Annotated in this window: 14 protein-coding genes; 10 read left to right on the forward strand and 4 right to left on the reverse strand. The window is 62.1% G+C overall.

What is annotated here, in order from left to right; all coding sequences use genetic code 11:
• Positions 1-8: 8 nt before the first annotated feature.
• The gene (locus tag RRH01S_RS20240; protein WP_007695356.1) at positions 9-458 is read right to left on the reverse strand and encodes a GNAT family N-acetyltransferase; all 450 of its coding nucleotides are present in this window, start codon (positions 456-458) and stop codon (positions 9-11) included.
• 20 nt (positions 459-478) lie between these two features.
• Positions 479-931: an SRPBCC family protein gene (locus tag RRH01S_RS20245; protein WP_007695358.1), complete on the reverse strand. Its 453-nt coding sequence runs from the start codon at positions 929-931 to the stop codon at positions 479-481.
• Between the two features lie 112 nt (positions 932-1,043).
• Here RRH01S_RS20245 and RRH01S_RS20250 point away from each other — a divergent pair, with 112 nt between their 5' ends.
• From RRH01S_RS20250 to olsB, 5 genes are all read left to right on the forward strand, one after another.
• Positions 1,044-2,201, forward strand: coding sequence for a class I SAM-dependent methyltransferase (locus tag RRH01S_RS20250; protein WP_012650869.1), 1,158 nt, complete (start codon positions 1,044-1,046; stop codon positions 2,199-2,201).
• Positions 2,198-3,058, forward strand: a complete 861-nt coding sequence (locus tag RRH01S_RS20255; RefSeq protein ID WP_007695362.1) for a TrmH family RNA methyltransferase — start codon at positions 2,198-2,200, stop codon at positions 3,056-3,058. The genes RRH01S_RS20250 and RRH01S_RS20255 overlap by 4 nt, the downstream gene beginning before the upstream one ends.
• Positions 3,055-3,573: a signal peptidase II gene (gene lspA / locus RRH01S_RS20260; protein WP_007695363.1), complete on the forward strand. Its 519-nt coding sequence runs from the start codon at positions 3,055-3,057 to the stop codon at positions 3,571-3,573. The genes RRH01S_RS20255 and lspA overlap by 4 nt, the downstream gene beginning before the upstream one ends.
• Before the next feature lie 55 nt (positions 3,574-3,628).
• Positions 3,629-5,932 carry a hybrid sensor histidine kinase/response regulator gene (locus tag RRH01S_RS20265; protein WP_042473929.1) on the forward strand — a complete coding sequence of 768 codons (2,304 nt, stop codon included), beginning with the start codon at positions 3,629-3,631 and terminating at the stop codon, positions 5,930-5,932.
• A gap of 223 nt (positions 5,933-6,155) precedes the next feature.
• Complete coding sequence (gene olsB / locus RRH01S_RS20270) at positions 6,156-7,034, forward strand: l-ornithine N(alpha)-acyltransferase (protein WP_007695370.1); 879 nt, start codon at positions 6,156-6,158, stop codon at positions 7,032-7,034.
• A gap of 37 nt (positions 7,035-7,071) precedes the next feature.
• Here olsB and RRH01S_RS20275 read toward each other — a convergent pair whose 3' ends face one another.
• Together RRH01S_RS20275 and RRH01S_RS20280 are read right to left on the reverse strand one after the other, a co-directional pair.
• The gene (locus tag RRH01S_RS20275; protein WP_007695373.1) at positions 7,072-8,481 is read right to left on the reverse strand and encodes an adenylate/guanylate cyclase domain-containing protein; all 1,410 of its coding nucleotides are present in this window, start codon (positions 8,479-8,481) and stop codon (positions 7,072-7,074) included.
• Positions 8,482-8,560: 79 nt separating this feature from the next.
• A complete protein-coding gene (locus RRH01S_RS20280; RefSeq protein ID WP_007695375.1) occupies positions 8,561-10,846 on the reverse strand; it encodes an NADP-dependent malic enzyme in 2,286 nt (761 codons plus the stop codon).
• 112 nt (positions 10,847-10,958) lie between these two features.
• Here RRH01S_RS20280 and mutS point away from each other — a divergent pair, with 112 nt between their 5' ends.
• From mutS to RRH01S_RS20305, 5 genes are all read left to right on the forward strand, one after another.
• A complete protein-coding gene (mutS, locus tag RRH01S_RS20285) occupies positions 10,959-13,700 on the forward strand; it encodes a DNA mismatch repair protein MutS (RefSeq protein ID WP_039974235.1) in 2,742 nt (913 codons plus the stop codon).
• Between the two features lie 27 nt (positions 13,701-13,727).
• A complete protein-coding gene (locus tag RRH01S_RS20290) occupies positions 13,728-14,021 on the forward strand; it encodes a hypothetical protein (protein ID WP_007695379.1) in 294 nt (97 codons plus the stop codon).
• A gap of 157 nt (positions 14,022-14,178) precedes the next feature.
• Complete coding sequence (locus RRH01S_RS20295; RefSeq protein ID WP_007695380.1) at positions 14,179-17,094, forward strand: [protein-PII] uridylyltransferase; 2,916 nt, start codon at positions 14,179-14,181, stop codon at positions 17,092-17,094.
• Positions 17,091-18,692, forward strand: a complete 1,602-nt coding sequence (murJ, locus tag RRH01S_RS20300) for a murein biosynthesis integral membrane protein MurJ (protein WP_007695383.1) — start codon at positions 17,091-17,093, stop codon at positions 18,690-18,692. Before RRH01S_RS20295 ends, murJ begins: the two co-directional genes overlap by 4 nt.
• 136 nt (positions 18,693-18,828) lie before the next feature.
• Positions 18,829-19,638, forward strand: coding sequence for a DUF1963 domain-containing protein (locus RRH01S_RS20305; protein WP_007695384.1), 810 nt, complete (start codon positions 18,829-18,831; stop codon positions 19,636-19,638).
• Positions 19,639-19,754: the final 116 nt, after the last annotated feature.

A 19,754-nucleotide genomic window follows, 5' to 3' on the forward strand; every position in this document is an offset into this window, starting at 1 on the left:
GCGTGTATCTAATCGCCGCTGAGCTGCATGTCCTTGTAGTCGCCCTCCGGCGATGCACCGTCGCCAACGATCTTGAAGCCGATGGCACGGTAGAAGGCGATGGCGCGCGTGTTTCTCACCAGGCACTTCAGCCTGTAGCGCCGCCTGGGCCAATCCGGCAGGGCGGCGAGCAACGCCTTGCCGGCGCCGCTGCCCTGAAATGCCGGCAGGATATAGAGCATATGGATGAAATCATCCGGTTCCCATAGCGTCAGGAAGCCGGCAATCGTGCCGCTGCTGTCCTCGCAGACGAAGATATGCTCGCCCTGCGTATGCGCGGCGAAATCCTCCCTGTGGAATCGGACGGGATCGACCCAGATGAAAGTCTGGCGGCGCACGCCGAGATAGATCTCGGCGAGACTATCCGTGTCCTGCTCGCGTGCCGGTCGGATGGTCCATTGGTTTGCCTCAGACGTCATGAGCGATCTTCAGGAGGCAATCAGGTGCTGGCCTGGCCATTGATGGCGGCTGTGAAGTCAGCGAAAAACTGCTGCGCCAGTTTCTTGGCGCTGGAATCGACCAGCCGCGAGCCGAGCTGGGCGATCTTGCCGCCAACCTGGGCTTTTGCCTCATATTGCAGGATCGTCTCGTCGCCATCCTCCTTGAGAACCACATCCGCCCCGCCCTTGGCGAAGCCGGCAATACCGCCTTTTCCTTCTCCGGAGATCGTATAGCTCTCCGGCGCGTTGATGTTGGAGAGCGTCACTTCGCCGTTGAAGGAGGCGGAGACCGGGCCGATCTTCAATTTCACCGTCGCCGTCAGCTGGGTTGGCGAAATTCTCTCCAAGCTCTGGCAGCCGGGAATGCATTGCTTGAGAATGTCAGGGTCGTTCAGTGCGGCCCACACCGCATCCCGCGGCGCGGCAATCCGTTCTTCGCCGGTCATGTCCATGCGCAATCCTCCCGATCTGGCATTTTGTCCGGGGATCATCGCAGATCGGAAAGCGCTTTGCCAAGTGGCGGCCAGATGCTATTTGCACGCACATATCAATTTCGAGACAAGCATGGCGAAACACAGGGAAAGCCGGCCCGGCCAGAGAGCCGCGGGCGGCGCGAGCGCAAAATCCCCAAGGGATGCAAGGCGAGAGGCGCCCGTCAAGGCCGGCAAGCCACCGGCAAAGCCCGCGCGCGATGCCGGCCCGAGGCCGGCGGCGGTTGCGCGCGACCGTGGCGAGCGAACGGTGGAACCACGCGATGCGGCACCTGTTCCGGCGGCGCCGGAACGCCCGATGATCGTGCGCTCCGGCGAGCGTCCGGTCGAGCGCGTTCCTGTCATTCTCGAATCGTTGGGCGCCGGCGATTTCCACCTGATCGACACCGGCAACGGGCTGAAGCTCGAGCAATATGGTCCCTACCGCATCGTGCGGCCGGAAGCGCAGGCGCTGTGGCAGCCGTCGCTTGCCCCTCATGTCTGGGACAATGCCGATTCGATTTTCACCGGCGATACCGATGAGGACGGAATGGGTCGCTGGCGGTTTCCGCGCGAGGCGCTTGGCGAGACCTGGCCGTTAAAATTGCTCGGCGTCGATTTTCTCGGCCGCTTCACCGCCTTTCGCCACGTCGGCGTCTTTCCCGAGCAGATCGTGCATTGGGCCTGGATGAAACAACAGGTCGAAGCCGCGAACCGACCGCTGAAGGTGCTGAATCTTTTCGGCTATACCGGCGTTGCCTCGCTGGTCGCAGCCGCCGCCGGCGCGGAGGTGACCCATGTCGACGCCTCGAAGAAGGCGATCGGCTGGGCACGCGAGAACCAGGCGCTCGGTCGCATGGAAAAGCTGCCGATTCGCTGGATCTGCGAAGACGCGATGAAATTCATCCTGCGCGAGGAACGGCGCGGCAATAAATACGACATCATCCTCACCGACCCGCCGAAATTCGGCCGTGGTCCCAATGGCGAGGTCTGGCATCTCTTCGAACATTTGCCGTCGATGCTTGATATCTGCCGCGAGATCCTGTCGCCCAAGGCGCTTGGCCTGGTGCTGACGGCCTATTCCATCCGCGCCAGCTTCTATTCGATCCATGAGCTGATGCGGGAAACCATGCGCGGCGCCGGCGGCGTCGTCGAATCCGGCGAGCTGGTGATCCGCGAGGCCGGCCTCGACGGCAAGACGCCGGGCAGGGCGCTTTCCACATCTCTCTTCAGCCGCTGGGTGCCGAAATGAACCAGGACTACAGAAACGATGGCCCTCGCAAGGTCGGACAGGTCAAGGAGGTCACTTCGCTTGCCAATCCGATCATCAAGGACATCAAGGCGCTGACCAACAAGAAGTCGCGCGAGGAGAGCGGCGCTTTCCTGGCGGAGGGCCTGAAGCTGGTCATCGATGCTCTGGAGCTTGGCTGGACGATCCGCACGCTGGTTTACGCCAAGGCCGCCAAGGGCAAGCCGTTGGTCGAGCAGGTGGCCGCCAAGACGGTCGCCGCCGGCGGGCTGGTTTTGGAAGTCAGCGAAAAGGTCATCGCCTCGATCACTCGGCGCGACAATCCGCAGATGGTGGTTGGCATCTTCGACCAGCGCTGGCGGCCGCTTAGGGACGTTAGGCCGAAAGCCGGCGAGACCTGGGTGGCGCTCGACCGCGTGCGTGATCCCGGCAATCTCGGTACCATCATCCGCACGGCGGATGCGGCCGGTGCCTCGGGCGTGATCCTCGTTGGTGAGACGACCGATCCCTTCTCGCTGGAAACCGTGCGCGCGACCATGGGCTCGGTCTTCGCCGTTCCCGTCGTCAAGGCGACGCCGGAAGAGTTTCTGGCTTGGAAGAAGACGGCCGGCGTTTCGGTCGTCGCCACGCATCTGGCCGGCGCGGTCGACTACCGCACCATCGATTACAAGAAGAAGCCCGTCGTGCTCCTGATGGGCAACGAGCAGTCCGGTCTGCCGGATGCCCTGGCGAAGGAGGCCGATGCGCTTGCCCGCATTCCGCAGGCCGGCCGCGCCGACAGTCTCAATCTGGCAGTGGCGACGGCGGTGATGCTGTTCGAAGCCCGCCGCCATCTTCTCACTCTCAGCGAGACACGATGACCGACAGCGACATTAACGACCAGGCCGCCGCCAAGCCCGCATTGTTTTCTCGGCCCTTGCCGATCCTGATTTTCATCATCATCGCCGTCATCCTCGACCAGGCCGTGAAGATCATGGTCGATCACTGGCTACCGCTGCAGGAAATGGTGCCGGTCATTCCGATGTTGGCGCTCTACCGCACCTACAATCTCGGTGTCGCCTTCTCGATGCTGTCGGGCATGGATGGCTGGTTCATCGTCGGCATGCGGCTCGTCATCGTCGCCTTCGTGATCTGGCTGTGGCGGCGCACGCCCGACCATCGCTGGATTGCCCATCTCGGCTTCGCCCTGATCATCGCCGGCGCGCTCGGCAACCTGATCGACCGGTTTCTCTACGGCCATGTGATCGACTACGTTCTCTTCCACACGGAAACATGGTCCTTCGCCGTCTTCAATCTCGCCGACAGCTTCATCACCATCGGGGCCGGCTGCGTCATTCTGGACGAGCTTCTCTCGCCAAAAAAGGCAAACACCTAAAATTCTAGCGAATCCCTGAAGGCATCGGGAAGAGTGCGCGTGTTAGCAAACGGGCATGAGCACTCTGGCAAACCTGCAGGAAAAGCTTGTCGCCGCCATCGCCGACGACCAAACCGGGCCGCGTGAACGGCCGGTCATAGATGCGCCTCGCCTGGACGCCGATCCGATCGGGATTTTGCCGCCAGTCGAGCAGGTCACATCCAATCCCCCGGTTTTTTCTCAGTGGCTGCAGCGCCATTGGCTGAACGGCGGTGGCCTGATCGCCGGAGTGCTGCTGCTATTGGTCGGCTATGCCGGCGGGCTGCCGGCGCTTGCGGGCCTGCTCGGCCTGATAGCCCTGGCAATCGTGGTTGCTGGCGTCGCTGCGAAGCAGAAGACCGGTCGCAAGATCATAGCCGACGCGCCGCCGCTCAGCGAGCACGAGCATGACCGCTTGTGGGAGAGCAACGAGAGCACCAGCCTGTTCGCCACCATCCATGATGCGCTCGGCGATATCACGGTCACGCGCTGTATCGAGCGCCGCATCATTCATGCCAACGCGACGTTCCGCAGGCTGACCGGCAAGGCAAATCCGGAAGGCCTGACGCTGGAAGAAGCCGGGCTCGTCTTTCGCGCCGTCACGGAATCGCAGCGCCAGGACGCCGAAATTTCCACGCCGGAAGGTCCGCGCATCTTTGCCTGGCACGATGTCATGTTCCGCGATCCGGTCTCGGGCCGGCTGAGCATCCAGAGCGTCGCCCGCGACGTGACCGAGGAGCGCCAGGCCGCCCGCCTGCGCGAGGATGCGCGGCTGAAGGCCGAATATAACAGTGCCGCCAAGTCGCGCCTGCTTGCCACCGTCAGCCACGAGATCCGCACGCCGCTCTCCGGCATTCTCGGCATGAACCATCTGCTAGCCCAGACGCCGCTGACGCTGGAGCAGGCCAATTACCTGACCGGCATCCGCCAGTCCGGCAATGCGCTGGTGCAACTGGTGGAGGACCTCCTGGATTTCTCGACGATCGAAGTCAACCGCTTCCAGCTTCGCCCGCGTGCCGAGATGCTGCGGCCGCTGCTCGAAGGCGTCGTCGAGATGCTCGCCCATCGCGCCCACGAGAAGGGCATCGAGATCGCAGCGACCGTCGCGGCCGATGTTCCCGAGACCATGGAATTCGATCCGGCCCGGCTGCGTCAGGTCCTGTTCAACGTCATCGGCAATGCCGTGAAGTTCACCCAGACGGGCGGCGTGCTTATTCGCGCCGGCCTTGATGGCGGCAATCTGTTGATATCGGTCAGGGATAGCGGACCGGGCATGACCGAGGAAGAGCAGGCGCGGATATTCGGCGAGTTCGAACAGGCCGGCAATGTGCTGGACAAAAGCGCCGGCACGGGTCTGGGGCTTGCGATCTCCGCCCGCATCCTGCGCGAATTCGGCGGCGCGCTGAGTGTTGCCAGCGAGCGGGGTAACGGCAGCGAATTCACTATCCGTTTCCCCGTTTCCCTCGTCGCCGGCGAGGATGCGCCCGGCCGGCGGGACGATCTGCTCAAGGGCTCCCGCATCCTGCTGCTGGCGCCGGAAGGGGCGGCAAGCACGGCGATCGCCGAAACCATCCGCACGCTCGGCGGCCGCTGCCGCCTGATCGGCCCGGACGACATCGAAAACCTTTCTCTATGCGCGCCCGAGGGCGAAGGCGGCCCATTGACGGATCTGATCGTCGATCATCGCATGGCGCCATGGTATTTCCGCGAGGGCAACGAACTGGCCGCATCCGGCCTGCGCAAGATCTTTCTCGTCAATCCGGAGGAACGCAACACGCATCCGCTTGATCTTTTCGATGCCTGGCTGATCCGGCCGCTGCGCGAGCAATCGCTGATCGACGTGCTGAGCGGCCGCATGCGCGGCATGGAGAAGCGGGATGTCCTGATCGACAATCCGCCCGGTTTCGGCCTGATGGCGCCGGAGGCGACGGACATCGCCTTCAATGTCCTGCTCGGCGAGGATGATCCGGTCAACGCCATGCTGGTCCGCGCCATGCTCACCAAGGCCGGTCACAAGGTTCGCCTCGTCGAGGATTTCACCGGTCTGCTTGCCCGCGTGGAAAAGGGCGAGAGCCGACCTGATATCATCGTCACCGATCTCACCATGCCCGGTGGCGACGGCGTGACGGTTCTCGCGCAATTGCGGGCGCAAGAGCGCAAGGCTGGTCTTTCGCCTCTGCCGGTGATCGTGCTGACCGCAGACAGCCGCGACGCCATCCGTCGCCAGGTGCTGCTTGCCGGAGCCGACGCCGTTATCGTCAAGCCGGTCGATCCGCGGTGCCTGATCACCACGGTGCAAAGCCTTTCGAAGCTCGCTTTCGAACGCGCCCGGAACGAATAATCCGATTTTGAAGCAGTGTTTCGCTTCGTCTTCTTATTTAAGCGAAATCTTACCCTGAAGCCGCGTAGAGCTATGCGATGAACGCCCCTGGAAGTTGGGGACTTCCAGCTTATTAGATATTTGCAACAGGCACGCTTCTTGCTTTTCGCAAAGCACCATGTCACTTTCCTGTCGCAAGAATTTGCTTTATGGCGCTATATCAACCGCTGAGGGGGGAGGCGCCATGTCCATCGAAATTTTGAATCGCGAAGCTCAGGGCGAAATGGTTCAGTCTTCAAAGGCGACGATCGCACCGGTTGCAAGCGATGTGTTCGGGCGCATCGGAAATCTAGAAACCCGCCTTGCTCGCACGGCGCGGGAAATCGACGCCGCTCAGGCTGTTCGCTATCGCGTCTTCGTCGAGGAGATGAACGCGCAGTTGCCGGCCGACGCCATGCGTCGCCAGCGCGATGTCGATAGCTATGATTCGATCTGCGACCACCTGCTGGTGCTCGACCAGTCGCTGGAAGGCGATACGGAAGACCAGATCGTCGGCACCTACCGTCTGCTGCGCCAGGAAGTGGCCATGGCAAATGGCGGCTTTTATTCCTCTTCGGAATTCGACATCGGCGCGCTTATGGCCCGTCATCCCGACAAGCAGTTCATGGAGCTCGGCCGCTCCTGCGTGCTGCCGGCCTATCGCAACAAGCGCACCGTCGAACTGCTGTGGCAGGGCAACTGGGCCTATGCGGTGAAGCATGGCATGGGCGCCATGTTCGGTTGCGCCTCCTTCCCCGGCGTTCGTCCGGAGCAGCATGCGCTGGCACTGTCGTTCCTCTATCACAACGTCGTCGCCAAGGACGAGTGGAGCGTCGGCGCATTGCCGTCGCTTGCGCGCACCATGGACCTGATGCCGGTCGAGGCTATCAATTCCAAGAAGGCGCTGATGGCGCTGCCGCCACTGATCAAGGGCTACCTGCGCCTCGGCGCCATGGTCGGCTCCGACGCCGTCGTCGACCATGCCTTCAATACGACGGACGTGCTGATCGTCCTGCCGATCGCCAGCATTTCGGATCGCTACGTCAACTATTACGGTGCAGCGACCGGCCGGTTCGCGAGCTGATCGACACAAGCCTCACCCGCTCGGCAACTGCCGAGCTTCAGGGAATCGCGAAAATATCGATTTCATCCGTAATGCCGCGGAGCGAGACGTGATGGGATTCCGGCTTCAGGTCGTGCATCGTCAGGAACGCGGCGGCGCGGGGATTATCGAGGACAGAACCTGTCGCAAATATTTCGCGTGATGTAGCCAGATGCTGCACTCGAGAAGCGATGTTGACCGTCTGTCCAAAATAATCCTGCCGCTCGTTCAGGCTGACCGCGATGCACGGCCCTTCATGGATTCCGATTTTTAGAAGCAGATCGTCGTTGCCGCGTTCGCTATTGAGGCTGATCATGGCCTCTCGCATCCGCATGGCCGCGATCAATGCCCGGTCCGGAGTGGGGAAGGTGGCCATGACCGCGTCGCCAATGGTTTTGACCACCGCGCCTGCCTCGGCAGCCACGATCTCATGCAGAATGCCGAAATGGGTTCTGACCAGATCGAACGCGGCGAGGTCGCCGACCCTTTCGTACAGCTCCGTCGAGCCGCGCAGGTCGGTGAAGAGAAAGGTGAGGCTGGTGATCTTCAGCCGCTGATCCACGTCGATCGTATCCGTGCGGTGGATATCGCGGAAGGTTTGGTTGGAGAGCAGTTGCTTGGCGGTCAGGAATGGGCGGCGACGGCTGAGCAGGGCATGAAGCGCGTCGTTGGCCACACAGATTGATGGCAGCGCGCGGACCTCCGTGTGGTTCTCGATCAGGATGCGCAGGGGTCCTGGGCGCAAGGTGATGGGATCGCTGTGCCGATGCAGGCGGTCGAAGACGAGCGAAACGGTCTGCCGCTCTTTCGACGGCTCGCCTTTGACATCAAGGAATTGCGCCGCATGAGTGACCGGCTCGAAGATGATGACGAACTCCGCCGGTAATTGCAGTGATACGACCGCTTTCTCCCCGGCGGGCAGCTCCAGCGACTCAAGAACGAATTGCTCGACCTTCGCCTCATAACCCTCGTCGGGAAGATCGACACCGGAACCCCAATAGATCTGGCGAAAATATTCGAGGGGCGACAGCTCGTGCGGATTATGGGCTTCGATGTGGCGCACGCGCGGGCTGACGGTGAAGGTGACCTCGACCATCTCGTCGAGGGTCGGCTCGTAGCCGGCCGCGCAAAGCGAGCAGTTGTAAGTTTCGCTCTGTACCGTCTTCAGCGACGTATTGGCATCCAGCACTCCACCGCAACCGGGGCAGAGAACATTCCACGATATCTCGAACAGGCCGAGCCGGGATGCATGCAGGAACGCGTTGATAACCTGCTCTTCATCGAAGCCATGCTCGACTGCGAAGGCAAGGGCGTTCACACGGTTGAGCTTGCGGTCAGGTGCCTCAAGGACGAGCCGCTCGATAGCGTCGACAATATCTGGCCGCGCTGAATGGCGCAGCACTCCGAACAGGGACCGAGCCTCACTCATCCCCACATTCTACACCCAATTGAGGCGGCGGCCATCGTCTTTCTTTGGCCGCCGATTTCAAGATACGGGTTTTGGGTTATTATCCAGCGCCATAGGCGGCAATCGCCGCCATGTTGACGATGTCCGAATCCTTCGCCCCCATCGATGTGATCTGCACCGGCTTGTCGAGGCCGACGAGCAGCGGGCCGATGACGGTGGAGCCACCGAGTTCCTGCAGCATTTTGGTGGAGATCGCGGCGGAGTGGAAGGCCGGCATCACCAGCACGTTGGCGGGACCGGAGAGGCGGGAGAACGGATACTGGCTCTCCATGATCTTGCGGTTCAGCGCCACGTCGGCTGCCATTTCGCCATCGAATTCGAAATGAACATAGCGCTTGTCGAGGATGCTGACGGCTTCGCGCACGCGCTCGGAACGCTCGCCCGAGGGATGGCCGAAGGTGGAGTAGGCGAGCATGGCGACGCGCGGCTCGTAGCCCATGCGCCGGGCAAAGCCCGCCGCTTCCTCGGCGATATCGGCCAGTTCTTGCGCCGTCGGCATGTCGTGCACGGCGGTGTCGGCGACGAAGACGGTGCGGCCGCGGGCAAGCACCAGCGACACGCCGACGACCCGGTGCCCCGGCTTGGCGTCGATGCAACGGCGTACGTCTTCGAGTGCGGTCGAATAGTTGCGCGTCACGCCCGTCACCATGCCGTCGGCATCGCCGAGCGCCACCATGCAGGCGGCGAAGTGATTGCGGTCGTTGTGGATCAGGCGGGTTACGTCGCGGTGCAGATAGCCTTTGCGCTGCAGCCGGGCATAGAGATAGTCGATATAGGCGTCGACCCGCTTGGAAATGCGGGCATTGACGATTTCGAGGCCGGGACGGTTGAGGTCGATGCCGGCACGCTCGGCGGTGGCGTGGATCAGGTCCTCGCGGCCGAGCAGGATGGCCGTGCCCAGCTCCTGGTTGGCGTAGGATAGCGCAGCGCGCATGACCTGCTCTTCTTCCGCCTCGGCAAAGACGATGCGTTTGGGACGCTGGCGAACGCGCTCGTAAAGCTGCGACAGCGTCGAGGCGATCGGGTCGCGCCGGGCCGAGAGCTCGCGGGCATAGGCGGCCATGTCGGGAATGGCGCGGCGGGCGACGCCGCTTTCGATCGCCGCTTGCGCAACCGCAACCGGGATTGCCGAGATCAGGCGCGGATCGAAGGGCACGGGGATGATGTATTGCGCCCCGAAACGCGGTCTTGCGCCCTGGTAGGCGGCGACCACGTCGTCCGGCACGTCTTCGCGCGCCAGGCTGGCCAAAGCCTTGACGGCGGCGATCTTCATTTCATCGTTGATCGTCGATGCACGAACGTCGAGCGCGCCGCGGAAGATATAGGGGAAACCGAGGACGTTGTTGACCTGGTTCGGATAGTCGGAGCGCCCGGTCGCCATGATGGCGTCGTCGCGGATGCGGGCGACTTCCTCCGGCGTGATTTCCGGATCGGGATTGGCCATGGCGAAGATGATCGGCCTGTCGGCCATGGAGCGGATCATCTCGGCGGAGAAGGCACCCTTCTGCGACAGGCCGAAAACGACGTCGGCGCCCTTCATTGCCTCTTCCAGCGTCCGCTTGTCGGTTTTCACCGCATGCGCCGATTTCCACTGGTTCATGCCTTCGCTGCGGCCCTGGTAGATCACGCCCTTGGTGTCGCAGAGCACGACGTTTTCCGGATTGAAGCCCATCGCCTTGATCAGCTCGACGCAGGCGATCGCGGCAGCACCCGCGCCGTTGCAGACGAGCTTGGTGGTCTTGAGGTCGCGGCCGGTCAGTTCCAGCGCATTGATCAGGCCGGCGGCGGCGATGATGGCGGTGCCGTGCTGGTCGTCGTGGAAGACGGGGATGTCCATCAGCTCGCGCAGGCGCTGTTCGATGATGAAGCAGTCGGGCGCCTTGATGTCTTCGAGGTTGATGCCGCCGAAGGAGGGGCCGAGATAGCGCACGCAGTTGATGAACTCGTCGACATTTTCGGTGTCGATTTCGAGATCGATCGAATCGACGTCGGCGAAGCGCTTGAAGAGAACGGCCTTGCCTTCCATCACCGGCTTGGAGGCAAGCGCACCCAGGTTTCCGAGGCCGAGAATGGCGGTGCCGTTGGAGATGACGGCCACCATGTTGCCGCGCGCCGTATAGTCGTAGGCAGTCGCCGGATCGGCGGCGATCGCCTTCACGGGAACGGCGACGCCGGGCGAATAGGCGAGCGAAAGATCGCGCTGAGTCGCCATCGGTTTCGTCGGGTTGATCTCAAGCTTGCCGGGTCGGCCCTGCTTGTGGAAGTCGAGTGCTTCCTGATCGGTGATCCCCGCTCCTGGACGCGACGTGCTGCTGGTGTCAGGCATATTTCCTCCAAACCTCCTGTGGGCGACCGGTCCCTCGTGCCCGATAGCTGTTGTCTTCTATAGCGGCACGCGGATAGGGTGGCACCTCATTTTTGGGAAAAACTGCACATCCGTGAATGAACGAATAATGACCAGCGTCGATGCTTTCTCGGCCGCCGAGCTTGCCTCGGAGGAAAGTCGTGCCTCCGCGACTCCGATGATGGAGCAATATATCGAGATCAAGGCGAACAATCCCGGTTCGCTGTTGTTTTATCGCATGGGCGACTTCTACGAGCTGTTCTTCGAGGACGCCGTCGACGCCTCGCGGGCACTTGGCATCACGCTCACCAAGCGCGGCCAGCACATGGGCCAGGATATCCCGATGTGCGGCGTACCGGTGCATGCCGCCGACGACTATCTGCAGAAGCTGATATCGCTGGGTTTCCGCGTTGCCGTCTGCGAGCAGATCGAGGATCCGGCAGAGGCGAAGAAGCGCGGTGGCAAGTCGGTGGTCCGGCGTGACGTCGTCCGTCTTGTGACGCCGGGCACGATCACCGAGGAAAAACTGCTCTCGCCCTCGGAATCCAACTATCTGATGGCGCTCACCCGCATTCGCGGCGGCACGGAGCCGCAGCTGGCGCTCGCCTGGATCGATATTTCGACCGGTGTCTTCCGGCTGGCCGAGACGGAAGCGTCACGGCTGCTCGCCGATATCCTGCGCATCGATCCGCGCGAGCTGATCCTGCCGGACACGATGTTCCACGATCCGGATTTGAAGCCGGTTTTCGACGTGCTTGGTCGCACGGCAGTGCCGCAGCCGGGCGTCCTATTCGACAGCGCCAGTGCGGAAGGTCGCATTACCCGTTATTTCGGTGTTTCGACGCTCGATGGCTTCGGCACGTTCACCCGCGCCGAGCTTGCCGCCGCTTCGGCAGCGGTTGCCTATGTCGAAAAGACCCAGATCGCCGAACGGCCGCCGCTTGGGATGCCCGAGCGCGAAAGCGGCGCCTCGACTCTGTTCATCGATCCCGCCACCCGTGCCAATCTGGAACTGGTGCGCACGCTTTCGGGCGACCGCAACGGTTCGCTCCTGAAGGCGATCGACCGCACGGTGACCGGCGGCGGCGCCCGCCTGCTGGCCGAGCGGCTGATGTCGCCGCTGACCGACCCCATTCGCGTCAACGAACGGCTGGATTCGATCGGCTTTCTCACTGAGGAGCCTTCGCTCTGCAGCGATTTGCGCACGGCGCTGAAACATGTGCCCGACATGCCGCGGGCACTGTCGCGTCTGGCGCTCGACCGTGGCGGCCCGCGCGATCTCTGGGCGATCCGCCAGGGTCTGGGTGCTGCCGCCGATATCGCCCGTATGCTGGGTTCAGCACTTCTGCCGGAAGAGCTGGAAGCGGCCCTTGCCGGGCTCCGCTCTCTGCCCGCTGATCTCGAAGCTCTGCTTGCCGAAATGCTTGCGGATGAACTGCCGCTTTTGAAGCGCGACGGCGGCTTCCTGCGGGAAGGGGCGAATGCCGAGCTGGACGAGGTGCGGGCGCTCCGCGATCAGTCGCGCCGCGTCATTGCCGGACTGCAACTACAATATGCCGAGGAAACCGGCATCAAGTCGCTGAAGATCAAGCACAATAACGTGCTTGGTTATTTCATCGAGGTCACCGCCGGCAATGCCGGGCCGATGACCGATAGTGCCGAAGCCAAGGCGCGCTTCATTCATCGACAGACCATGGCCAACGCCATGCGCTTCACTACGACCGAACTTGCCGATCTCGAAAGCCGCATCGCCAATGCCGCTGACAAGGCGCTGACGATCGAACTGGCCGCCTTCGACCGCATGGTCGCGGCCGTCGTTGCTGAGGCAGAGGCAATCAAGGCCGGCGCCCGCGCGCTATCGGTGATCGATGTCGCCGCCGGGCTGGCGCTGCTGGCCGAAGAGCAGGCCTACTGTCGGCCTGTGGTCGATGCGAGCCGGATGTTCGCCATCGAAGGCGGGCGCCATCCGGTGGTAGAGCAGGCATTGCGCCGGCAGGCGGGCGGTCCCTTCGTCGCCAATAATTGCGACCTGTCGCCGACATCAGATGGCAAGGACGGAGCGATCTGGCTGCTGACCGGCCCGAATATGGGCGGTAAATCGACCTTCCTGCGCCAGAATGCGCTGATCGCCATTCTCGCCCAGATGGGTTCCTTTGTGCCCGCCACTTCCGCCTATATTGGCATTGTCGATCGGCTGTTCTCGCGCGTCGGCGCGTCCGACGATCTGGCGCGCGGCCGCTCCACCTTCATGGTCGAGATGGTCGAGACAGCGGCGATCCTTAACCAGGCAACCGACCGCTCGCTCGTCATCCTGGACGAGATCGGCCGCGGCACCGCCACGTTCGATGGTCTCTCGATTGCCTGGGCGTCGGTGGAGCATCTGCATGAGGCCAATCGCTGCCGGGGACTGTTCGCCACGCATTTCCATGAGCTGACCGTGCTGTCGGAAAAGCTTGAGCGGCTCTCCAACGCCACCATGCGCGTCAAGGAATGGGACGGCGACGTCATCTTCCTGCATGAGGTCGGGCCGGGCGCCGCCGACCGTTCCTATGGCATTCAGGTGGCGCGGCTCGCCGGTCTGCCGGTTTCCGTAGTGGCACGCGCCCGCGACGTTCTGACGCGTCTGGAGGATGCGGACCGCAAGAATCCGGCAAGCCAGCTCATCGATGATCTGCCGCTCTTCCAGGTCGCGGTCCGCCGCGAGGAGGCGGGTGGCCGGCGCGGTCCGTCCAAGGTCGAGGAGGCGCTGAAGGCGCTCGATCTTGACGATTTGACGCCACGTGCCGCCCTCGATGCGCTATACGAACTGAAAAAGACCCTGAACAAGGCCGGCTGATAACAGGCGATTCCCAAGGATAATCGGATGCATATCGAAAATCTTCTTGCCGAGGTCCGCGTTCTCGCCGACCGCTTTTCGCCGATAGCGGCGCGCGGCAAGATCTGCGGCGAGGGGGAAGCGCCCGACTGCGAGTCCGACCGTGGGCTTCTCAACATCGCCCTCTCCTGCAGCCGGATTTCCGATATCACCGCGGCAATCGCCAAGGCCGGCTATTGGGAATGCGAGCGGGAAATGGTGACGCAGATCGGTGCCCAATCGCGAAACATATTGCATAGCATAAACGAGCTGAGACGGTCGCTTGTGGTGCCGCAGCCCTAAAACCGCCGATTTCTGCGTCGACAGCCGTCACTCTTCGTCAACCTTGACCCGATAGAACTCCCGAAAGCGCTGGTTCGGGAAATTCGGCTCCAAGCCGGATTACGGGATTCGGGCGTAGAATGCCTGTGTCAATCGCCGGGCAAAGAGGCTATAGCGCATGCAGACGAAAAGACAGGCGCGCCGGCAATTGGCCGCGGTCAGTGAACAGGATTCCGGTCGGCCGAGCATGGTTAAGCATGACATCGATTTCTCCGTCATTCTCGACGTCCCCGCGCTGAGGGCGGAATGCGAGACCCTCGCCAAGCGCCATGAAGACAAGAAGGACGAGCGTTCGGCCCTTCTCGCTCTGTTGAAGAAGGCGAGCCAGGAAGGCCGCGAAAACGCACGCCGCCTGCTCTCGCAGGATGGCGGCGGGCTCGACTGCGCGCACCGGATCTCCTGGCTGCAGGATCAGATCATCACCGTTCTCTATGACTTTACGGTCAGCCACGTCTATCCGAAGCAGAAGGGCAGCTTCACCGTTACCGCCGTCGGCGGCTATGGCCGCGACACGCTGGCGCCAGGCTCGGATATCGACCTTCTCTTCCTCTTCCAGCCGAAGCCGGCGGAGGAGACGCACAAGGCGGTCGAGTTCATCCTCTATATGCTCTGGGACATGGGCTTCAAGGTCGGCCACGCCACGCGCACCGTCGAGGAGTGCATGCGCGAGGCGAAATCCGACATGACGGTACGCACCGCCATCCTCGAGACGCGCTATATCTGCGGCAACGAGCCCCTGGCGCACGAGCTGGAGACGCGGTTCGACAAGGAAATCGTCACCAATACCGGTCCGGAATTCATCGCCGCCAAGCTTGCCGAGCGCGACGAGCGCCACCGCAAGGCCGGCGACACCCGCTATCTGGTCGAGCCCAATGTCAAGGAAGGCAAGGGCGGCCTGCGCGACCTGCACACGCTGTTCTGGATCTCCAAATATTATTACCATGTCCGCGATCCGGTCGAGCTGGTGAAGCTCGGCGTGCTCTCGAAGCAGGAATATCGCCTCTTCGAAAAGGCCGAGGATTTTCTCTGGGCCGTGCGCTGCCATATGCATTTCCTCACCGGCAAAGCGGAAGAGCGGCTGTCCTTCGACATTCAGCGCGAGATTGCCGAGGCGCTTGGCTATCATGCCCGCCCCGGCCTTTCCGCCGTCGAACGCTTCATGAAGCACTATTTCCTTGTCGCCAAGGATGTCGGCGATCTCACCCGCATTCTCTGCGCGGCGCTCGAGGACCAGCAGGCCAAGGCGACGCCGGGCCTTACCGGCGTCATCAGCCGCTTTGCCCATCGCTCGCGCAAGATCCCCGGCACGATCGAGTTTGTCGAGGATCGCGGCCGCATCGCGCTTGCCAATCCCGATGTCTTCAAGCGCGATCCGGTGAGCCTCATCCGCCTGTTCTTTGTCGCTGATATCAACGGGCTGGAATTCCATCCCGACGCGCTGAAGCGCGTCACCCGCTCGCTGGGTCTGATCGACAATGATCTGCGCGAGAACGAGGAAGCGAACCGCCTGTTCCTTGCGATCCTGACCTCGAAGCGCGATCCGGCGCTGATCCTGCGCCGCATGAACGAGGCCGGCGTGCTTGGCCGCTTCATTCTGGAATTCGGCAAGATCGTCTCGATGATGCAGTTCAATATGTATCATCACTATACGGTCGATGAGCATCTGATCCGCGCCGTCGAGGTGCTGTCGGAGATCGACAAGGGCAAGGCCGAGGACATTCATCCGCTCGTCAACAAGCTGATGCCTGGCATCGAGGACCGCGACGCGCTCTATGTCGCCGTGCTGCTGCATGACATTGCCAAGGGCCGCGAGGAGGATCACTCCGAAGCTGGCGCCAAGGTGGCGCGCAAGCTCTGCCCGCGCTTCGGCCTGTCGCCGAAGCAGACCGAGCTGGTCGTCTGGCTGATCGCGGAACATCTGACCATGTCGATGGTCGCGCAGACCCGCGACCTGACCGACCGCAAGACCATCATCGATTTCGCTGACCGGGTGCAGTCGCTCGACCGGTTGAAGATGCTGCTGATCCTGACGGTCTGCGACATCCGTGCCGTCGGCCCCGGCGTCTGGAACGGCTGGAAGGGGCAGTTGCTGCGCACGCTCTATTACGAGACCGAGCTGCTGCTGGCCGGCGGTTTCTCGGAAGTATCGCGCAAGGAGCGGGCGGAAGCCGCCGCCAAGGCGCTCGAAGCGGCGTTGGATGATTGGGGTCAGAAGGCCCGCAAGGCCTATGTCAAGCTGCACTACCAGCCCTATCTCCTGTCCGTGCCGCTGGAAGACCAGATCCGCCACACGCGGTTCATCCGCCAGACCGATAAATCGGGCCAGGTGCTGGCGACGATGGTGCGAACCGACAGTTTCCACGCCATCACCGAAATCACCGTGCTGTCGCCCGACCATCCGCGCCTGCTGACCGTCATCGCCGGCGCCTGCGCCGCTGCTGGCGCCAACATCGTCGACGCGCAGATCTTCACGACGGCGGACGGCCGCGCGCTCGATACCATCCATGTCAGCCGTGAATTCACCGACGATGCGGACGAGTTGCGCCGGGCCGGCACCATCGGCAGGATGATCGAGGACGTGCTCGCCGGCCGCAAGCGCCTGCCGGAAGTCATCGCCACCCGCACCAAAAACCGCCGCAAGAACAAGGCTTTCGTCATCCCGCCATCGGTGACGATCTCCAACAGCCTGTCCAACAAGTTCACCGTCATCGAGGTCGAATGCCTCGACCGCACCGGTCTTCTGTCGGAAATCACTTCAGTTCTTTCGGATCTGTCGCTCGACATCCACTCGGCGCGGATCACCACCTTCGGCGAGAAGGTCATCGATAGTTTCTACGTGACCGATCTGGTCGGACAGAAGATCTCCAACGAAAACAAGCGAGCCAATATCACTGCGCGCCTGAAGCCGGTGATGGCGGGTGAGGAGGATGAGATGCGCGAGCGCATGCCGTCCGGCATGATCGCGCCTGCCTCCACGCGATCGCTCAATAGCGAAAAGCCCAATACCGAAAAGAAAGCCGGTTCTGCCGTATGAGCCTCGTCAAGAAATTCATCACCGTCGGTGGCGCGACGCTCGGCAGCCGCATCTTCGGTTTCGCCCGCGAAACGCTGATGGCCGCCGCCCTCGGTACGGGGCCGATGGCCGACGTGTTCTACGCCGCCTTCCGCTTTCCGAACCTGTTCCGCCGTCTTTTCGCCGAGGGCGCCTTCAACGCCGCCTTCGTGCCGCTGTTTGCCAAGGAGATCGAGGCGAACGGTATCGAAGGCGCCAAGCGCTTTTCCGAGGAGGTCTTCGGCGTCCTCTTCTCCGTGCTGTTCCTGATCACCGTCGTCATGGAACTGTGCATGCCGCTGATCGTGCGCTGGATCATCGCGCCGGGCTTTGCCGACGATCCGGAGAAGTTCTCGATCACGGTGCGCCTGGCGGCGGTGATGTTCCCCTATCTCATGTGCATGTCGCTGACGGCGATGATGAGCGGCATGCTGAATTCGCTGCATCATTTCTTCGCCGCCGCTGTGGCGCCCATCTTCCTCAATGTGGTGATGATCGGAGCGCTGTTCTATTCGCTCTATTTCGGCGCCGTGCCGCTGGAGACGGCCTGGTATCTGTCCTGGGGCGTGCTCGCCGCCGGTATCCTGCAATTGCTCGTCGTCTATATCGGCGTGCGCTATGCCGGCATCAACATCGGCTTCCGCTGGCCGCACTTCACGCCGAATGTGAAGCGGCTGCTGATCCTCGCTATTCCCGCTGCCGTCACCGGCGGCATCACCCAGATCAACCAGATGATCGGCCAGGCGATCGCCTCCAGCCGCGAAGGTGCGATTGCCGCCCTGCAATATGCCGACCGCATCTATCAGTTGCCGCTCGGCGTTGTCGGCGTCGCCGTCGGTGTCGTGCTGTTGCCGGAGCTGGCGCGTTCTTTGAAGTCAGGCCATCTGAAAGAGGCCGGCAATCTGCAGAACCGCTCGATCGAGTTCGTGCTGTTCCTGACCTTGCCGGCCGCCATGGCGCTCTGGGTGCTCTCGGATGACATCATTCGCGTTCTCTACGAACGCCGTGCCTTCCATCAGGAAAACACCCTGATCGTTGGCTCGATCCTGGCAATCTACGGCCTGGGCTTGCCGGCCTTCGTCCTGATCAAAGCGTTGCAGCCCGGCTTCTATGCGCGCGAGGATACCAAGACCCCGATGCGCTTCTCTGGTGTTGCGGTTGCCACCAACTGCGCGATCGCGCTCAGCCTCTTCCCTTACATGGGTGCGCCCGGCATCGCCGTGGCCGAAGCGACGGCCGGCTGGATCAGCACGGTGCTGCTCTTCACGACACTGTTGCGTCGGGGACATCTGACCTGGGAATGGGCGCTCGCCCGCCGTGCCGCGCTGCTGCTCGTCTCCGCCGGCGTCATGACGGCCATGGTCGTCTATCTCCAGCATCGGTGGGAGCCTTATCTTGCCACCGGCGCGTCGCTGTTGACCAAGGTCGGCACGCTCGGCCTGTTGATCGGCATCTCCATGCTGGTCTACTTTGCCGTCGCCTTCCTGATCGGCGGCGCCGACATCGGCATGATCCGCCGCAATGTGAAACGTAAGCCGCGGGCGCCAGCACCGGATGCGGAAGTGGTGAACGGGGAGTAATCAGGCCTCTTCGCCCCGCTCCTGAGCTTGCCGAAGGGGCGGGGAGAAGGTGGGTTGGAGCGATCGAATGGAGTGAGATTGCGACAACGGCAAAAATCCCCGCTTTGATCAGTTCACCGCAGGATGGAGGGGCAGCATGGGTGTACTGGGATGGCTGAGGTCAGTTGTCGGCATTCGTGGGCGTCGAGACGAAACGTATGTTCCGTCGGTGGAAGGTTCGCCAACTGATCTGGAGATGCAATCCGCACTTCACACACTGCAACAGATGGTCAGGCTTGCTGTTTTTGGTGAAATCGGCGGTGAGAAGCCTCAAAAGGACAATCGTGCTGCAAGTTGGTGGGGAGGGAACTTTCTCGGCAAAGAGGGCGAGGTGGTACCTGTCTGTGAAAAGTCGGGGCGGCTGATGCATCCCCTTGTTCAAATCAGGGTGGATGAACTTCCGGAAATACCGCCTGCTTTGTCGAAGCTGGCTCTCCTGACTATATGGATGGACTTGGAGGATATCCCATTGGATGACGCCGAGAACGGTAAAGGCTTTGCCGTTCGAACCTATCCTAGCACTGCGGGCTTGGTGCCTATCGGTCCTGGTTACCGGGAAAGCGCCGATCTTCCGACGTTTCCGGTTCTGTGGCGTGCAACCGCACTGGAGCAGCCAAGCTGGGACGATATCGCCTTCAAAATTCCGGACGGCGTCGCGCGATCCAATCAATCGGAATGGTTCTTCGAAAGCCAATATGCAACAGAAACCAACAAATACCAGAGAACATGCCCTGTGAAGCTTGGTGGCTGGCCAACCTGGATTCAAGGTGAAAACTGGCCTGAGGATGCAGAGTTCTACCTTCAAATAGACAGTACCGACAAAGGGCGCTTCTATGTGGGGGATTCAGGGTCGATATATCTATTTCAAACACCAAGCGGCTGGGTAATCAGGTCGGACTTCTATTAGTAAGGCCTTCTATTGCGGGTATGCCCGCTTAGACTTATGAAGCGCCGTGGGCGGGCATTTGCCACATAATCCTCCTTTTTGATAACTCCTCTTCCTAGCCCTCTCCCTCCACGCGG

The sequence above is a fragment of the Rhizobium rhizogenes NBRC 13257 genome, assembly GCF_000696095.1.
Taxonomy (GTDB): domain Bacteria; phylum Pseudomonadota; class Alphaproteobacteria; order Rhizobiales; family Rhizobiaceae; genus Rhizobium; species Rhizobium rhizogenes.

Excerpts from the sequence above, each read along its gene's own strand:
- RRH01S_RS20280 (WP_007695375.1), bottom strand. The coding sequence starts at position 10,846 with ATGCCTGACACCAGCAGCACGTCGCGTCCAGGAGCGGGGATCACCGAT.
- RRH01S_RS20275 (WP_007695373.1), bottom strand. The coding sequence starts at position 8,481 with ATGAGTGAGGCTCGGTCCCTGTTCGGAGTGCTGCGCCATTCAGCGCGG.
- lspA (WP_007695363.1), top strand. The coding sequence starts at position 3,055 with ATGACCGACAGCGACATTAACGACCAGGCCGCCGCCAAGCCCGCATTG.
- RRH01S_RS20240 (WP_007695356.1), bottom strand. The coding sequence starts at position 458 with ATGACGTCTGAGGCAAACCAATGGACCATCCGACCGGCACGCGAGCAG.
- RRH01S_RS20250 (WP_012650869.1), top strand. The coding sequence starts at position 1,044 with ATGGCGAAACACAGGGAAAGCCGGCCCGGCCAGAGAGCCGCGGGCGGC.
- RRH01S_RS20305 (WP_007695384.1), top strand. The coding sequence starts at position 18,829 with ATGGGTGTACTGGGATGGCTGAGGTCAGTTGTCGGCATTCGTGGGCGT.
- RRH01S_RS20255 (WP_007695362.1), top strand. The coding sequence starts at position 2,198 with ATGAACCAGGACTACAGAAACGATGGCCCTCGCAAGGTCGGACAGGTC.
- murJ (WP_007695383.1), top strand. The coding sequence starts at position 17,091 with ATGAGCCTCGTCAAGAAATTCATCACCGTCGGTGGCGCGACGCTCGGC.
- RRH01S_RS20265 (WP_042473929.1), top strand. The coding sequence starts at position 3,629 with ATGAGCACTCTGGCAAACCTGCAGGAAAAGCTTGTCGCCGCCATCGCC.
- RRH01S_RS20295 (WP_007695380.1), top strand. The coding sequence starts at position 14,179 with ATGCAGACGAAAAGACAGGCGCGCCGGCAATTGGCCGCGGTCAGTGAA.
- RRH01S_RS20290 (WP_007695379.1), top strand. The coding sequence starts at position 13,728 with ATGCATATCGAAAATCTTCTTGCCGAGGTCCGCGTTCTCGCCGACCGC.
- RRH01S_RS20245 (WP_007695358.1), bottom strand. The coding sequence starts at position 931 with ATGGACATGACCGGCGAAGAACGGATTGCCGCGCCGCGGGATGCGGTG.
- olsB (WP_007695370.1), top strand. The coding sequence starts at position 6,156 with ATGTCCATCGAAATTTTGAATCGCGAAGCTCAGGGCGAAATGGTTCAG.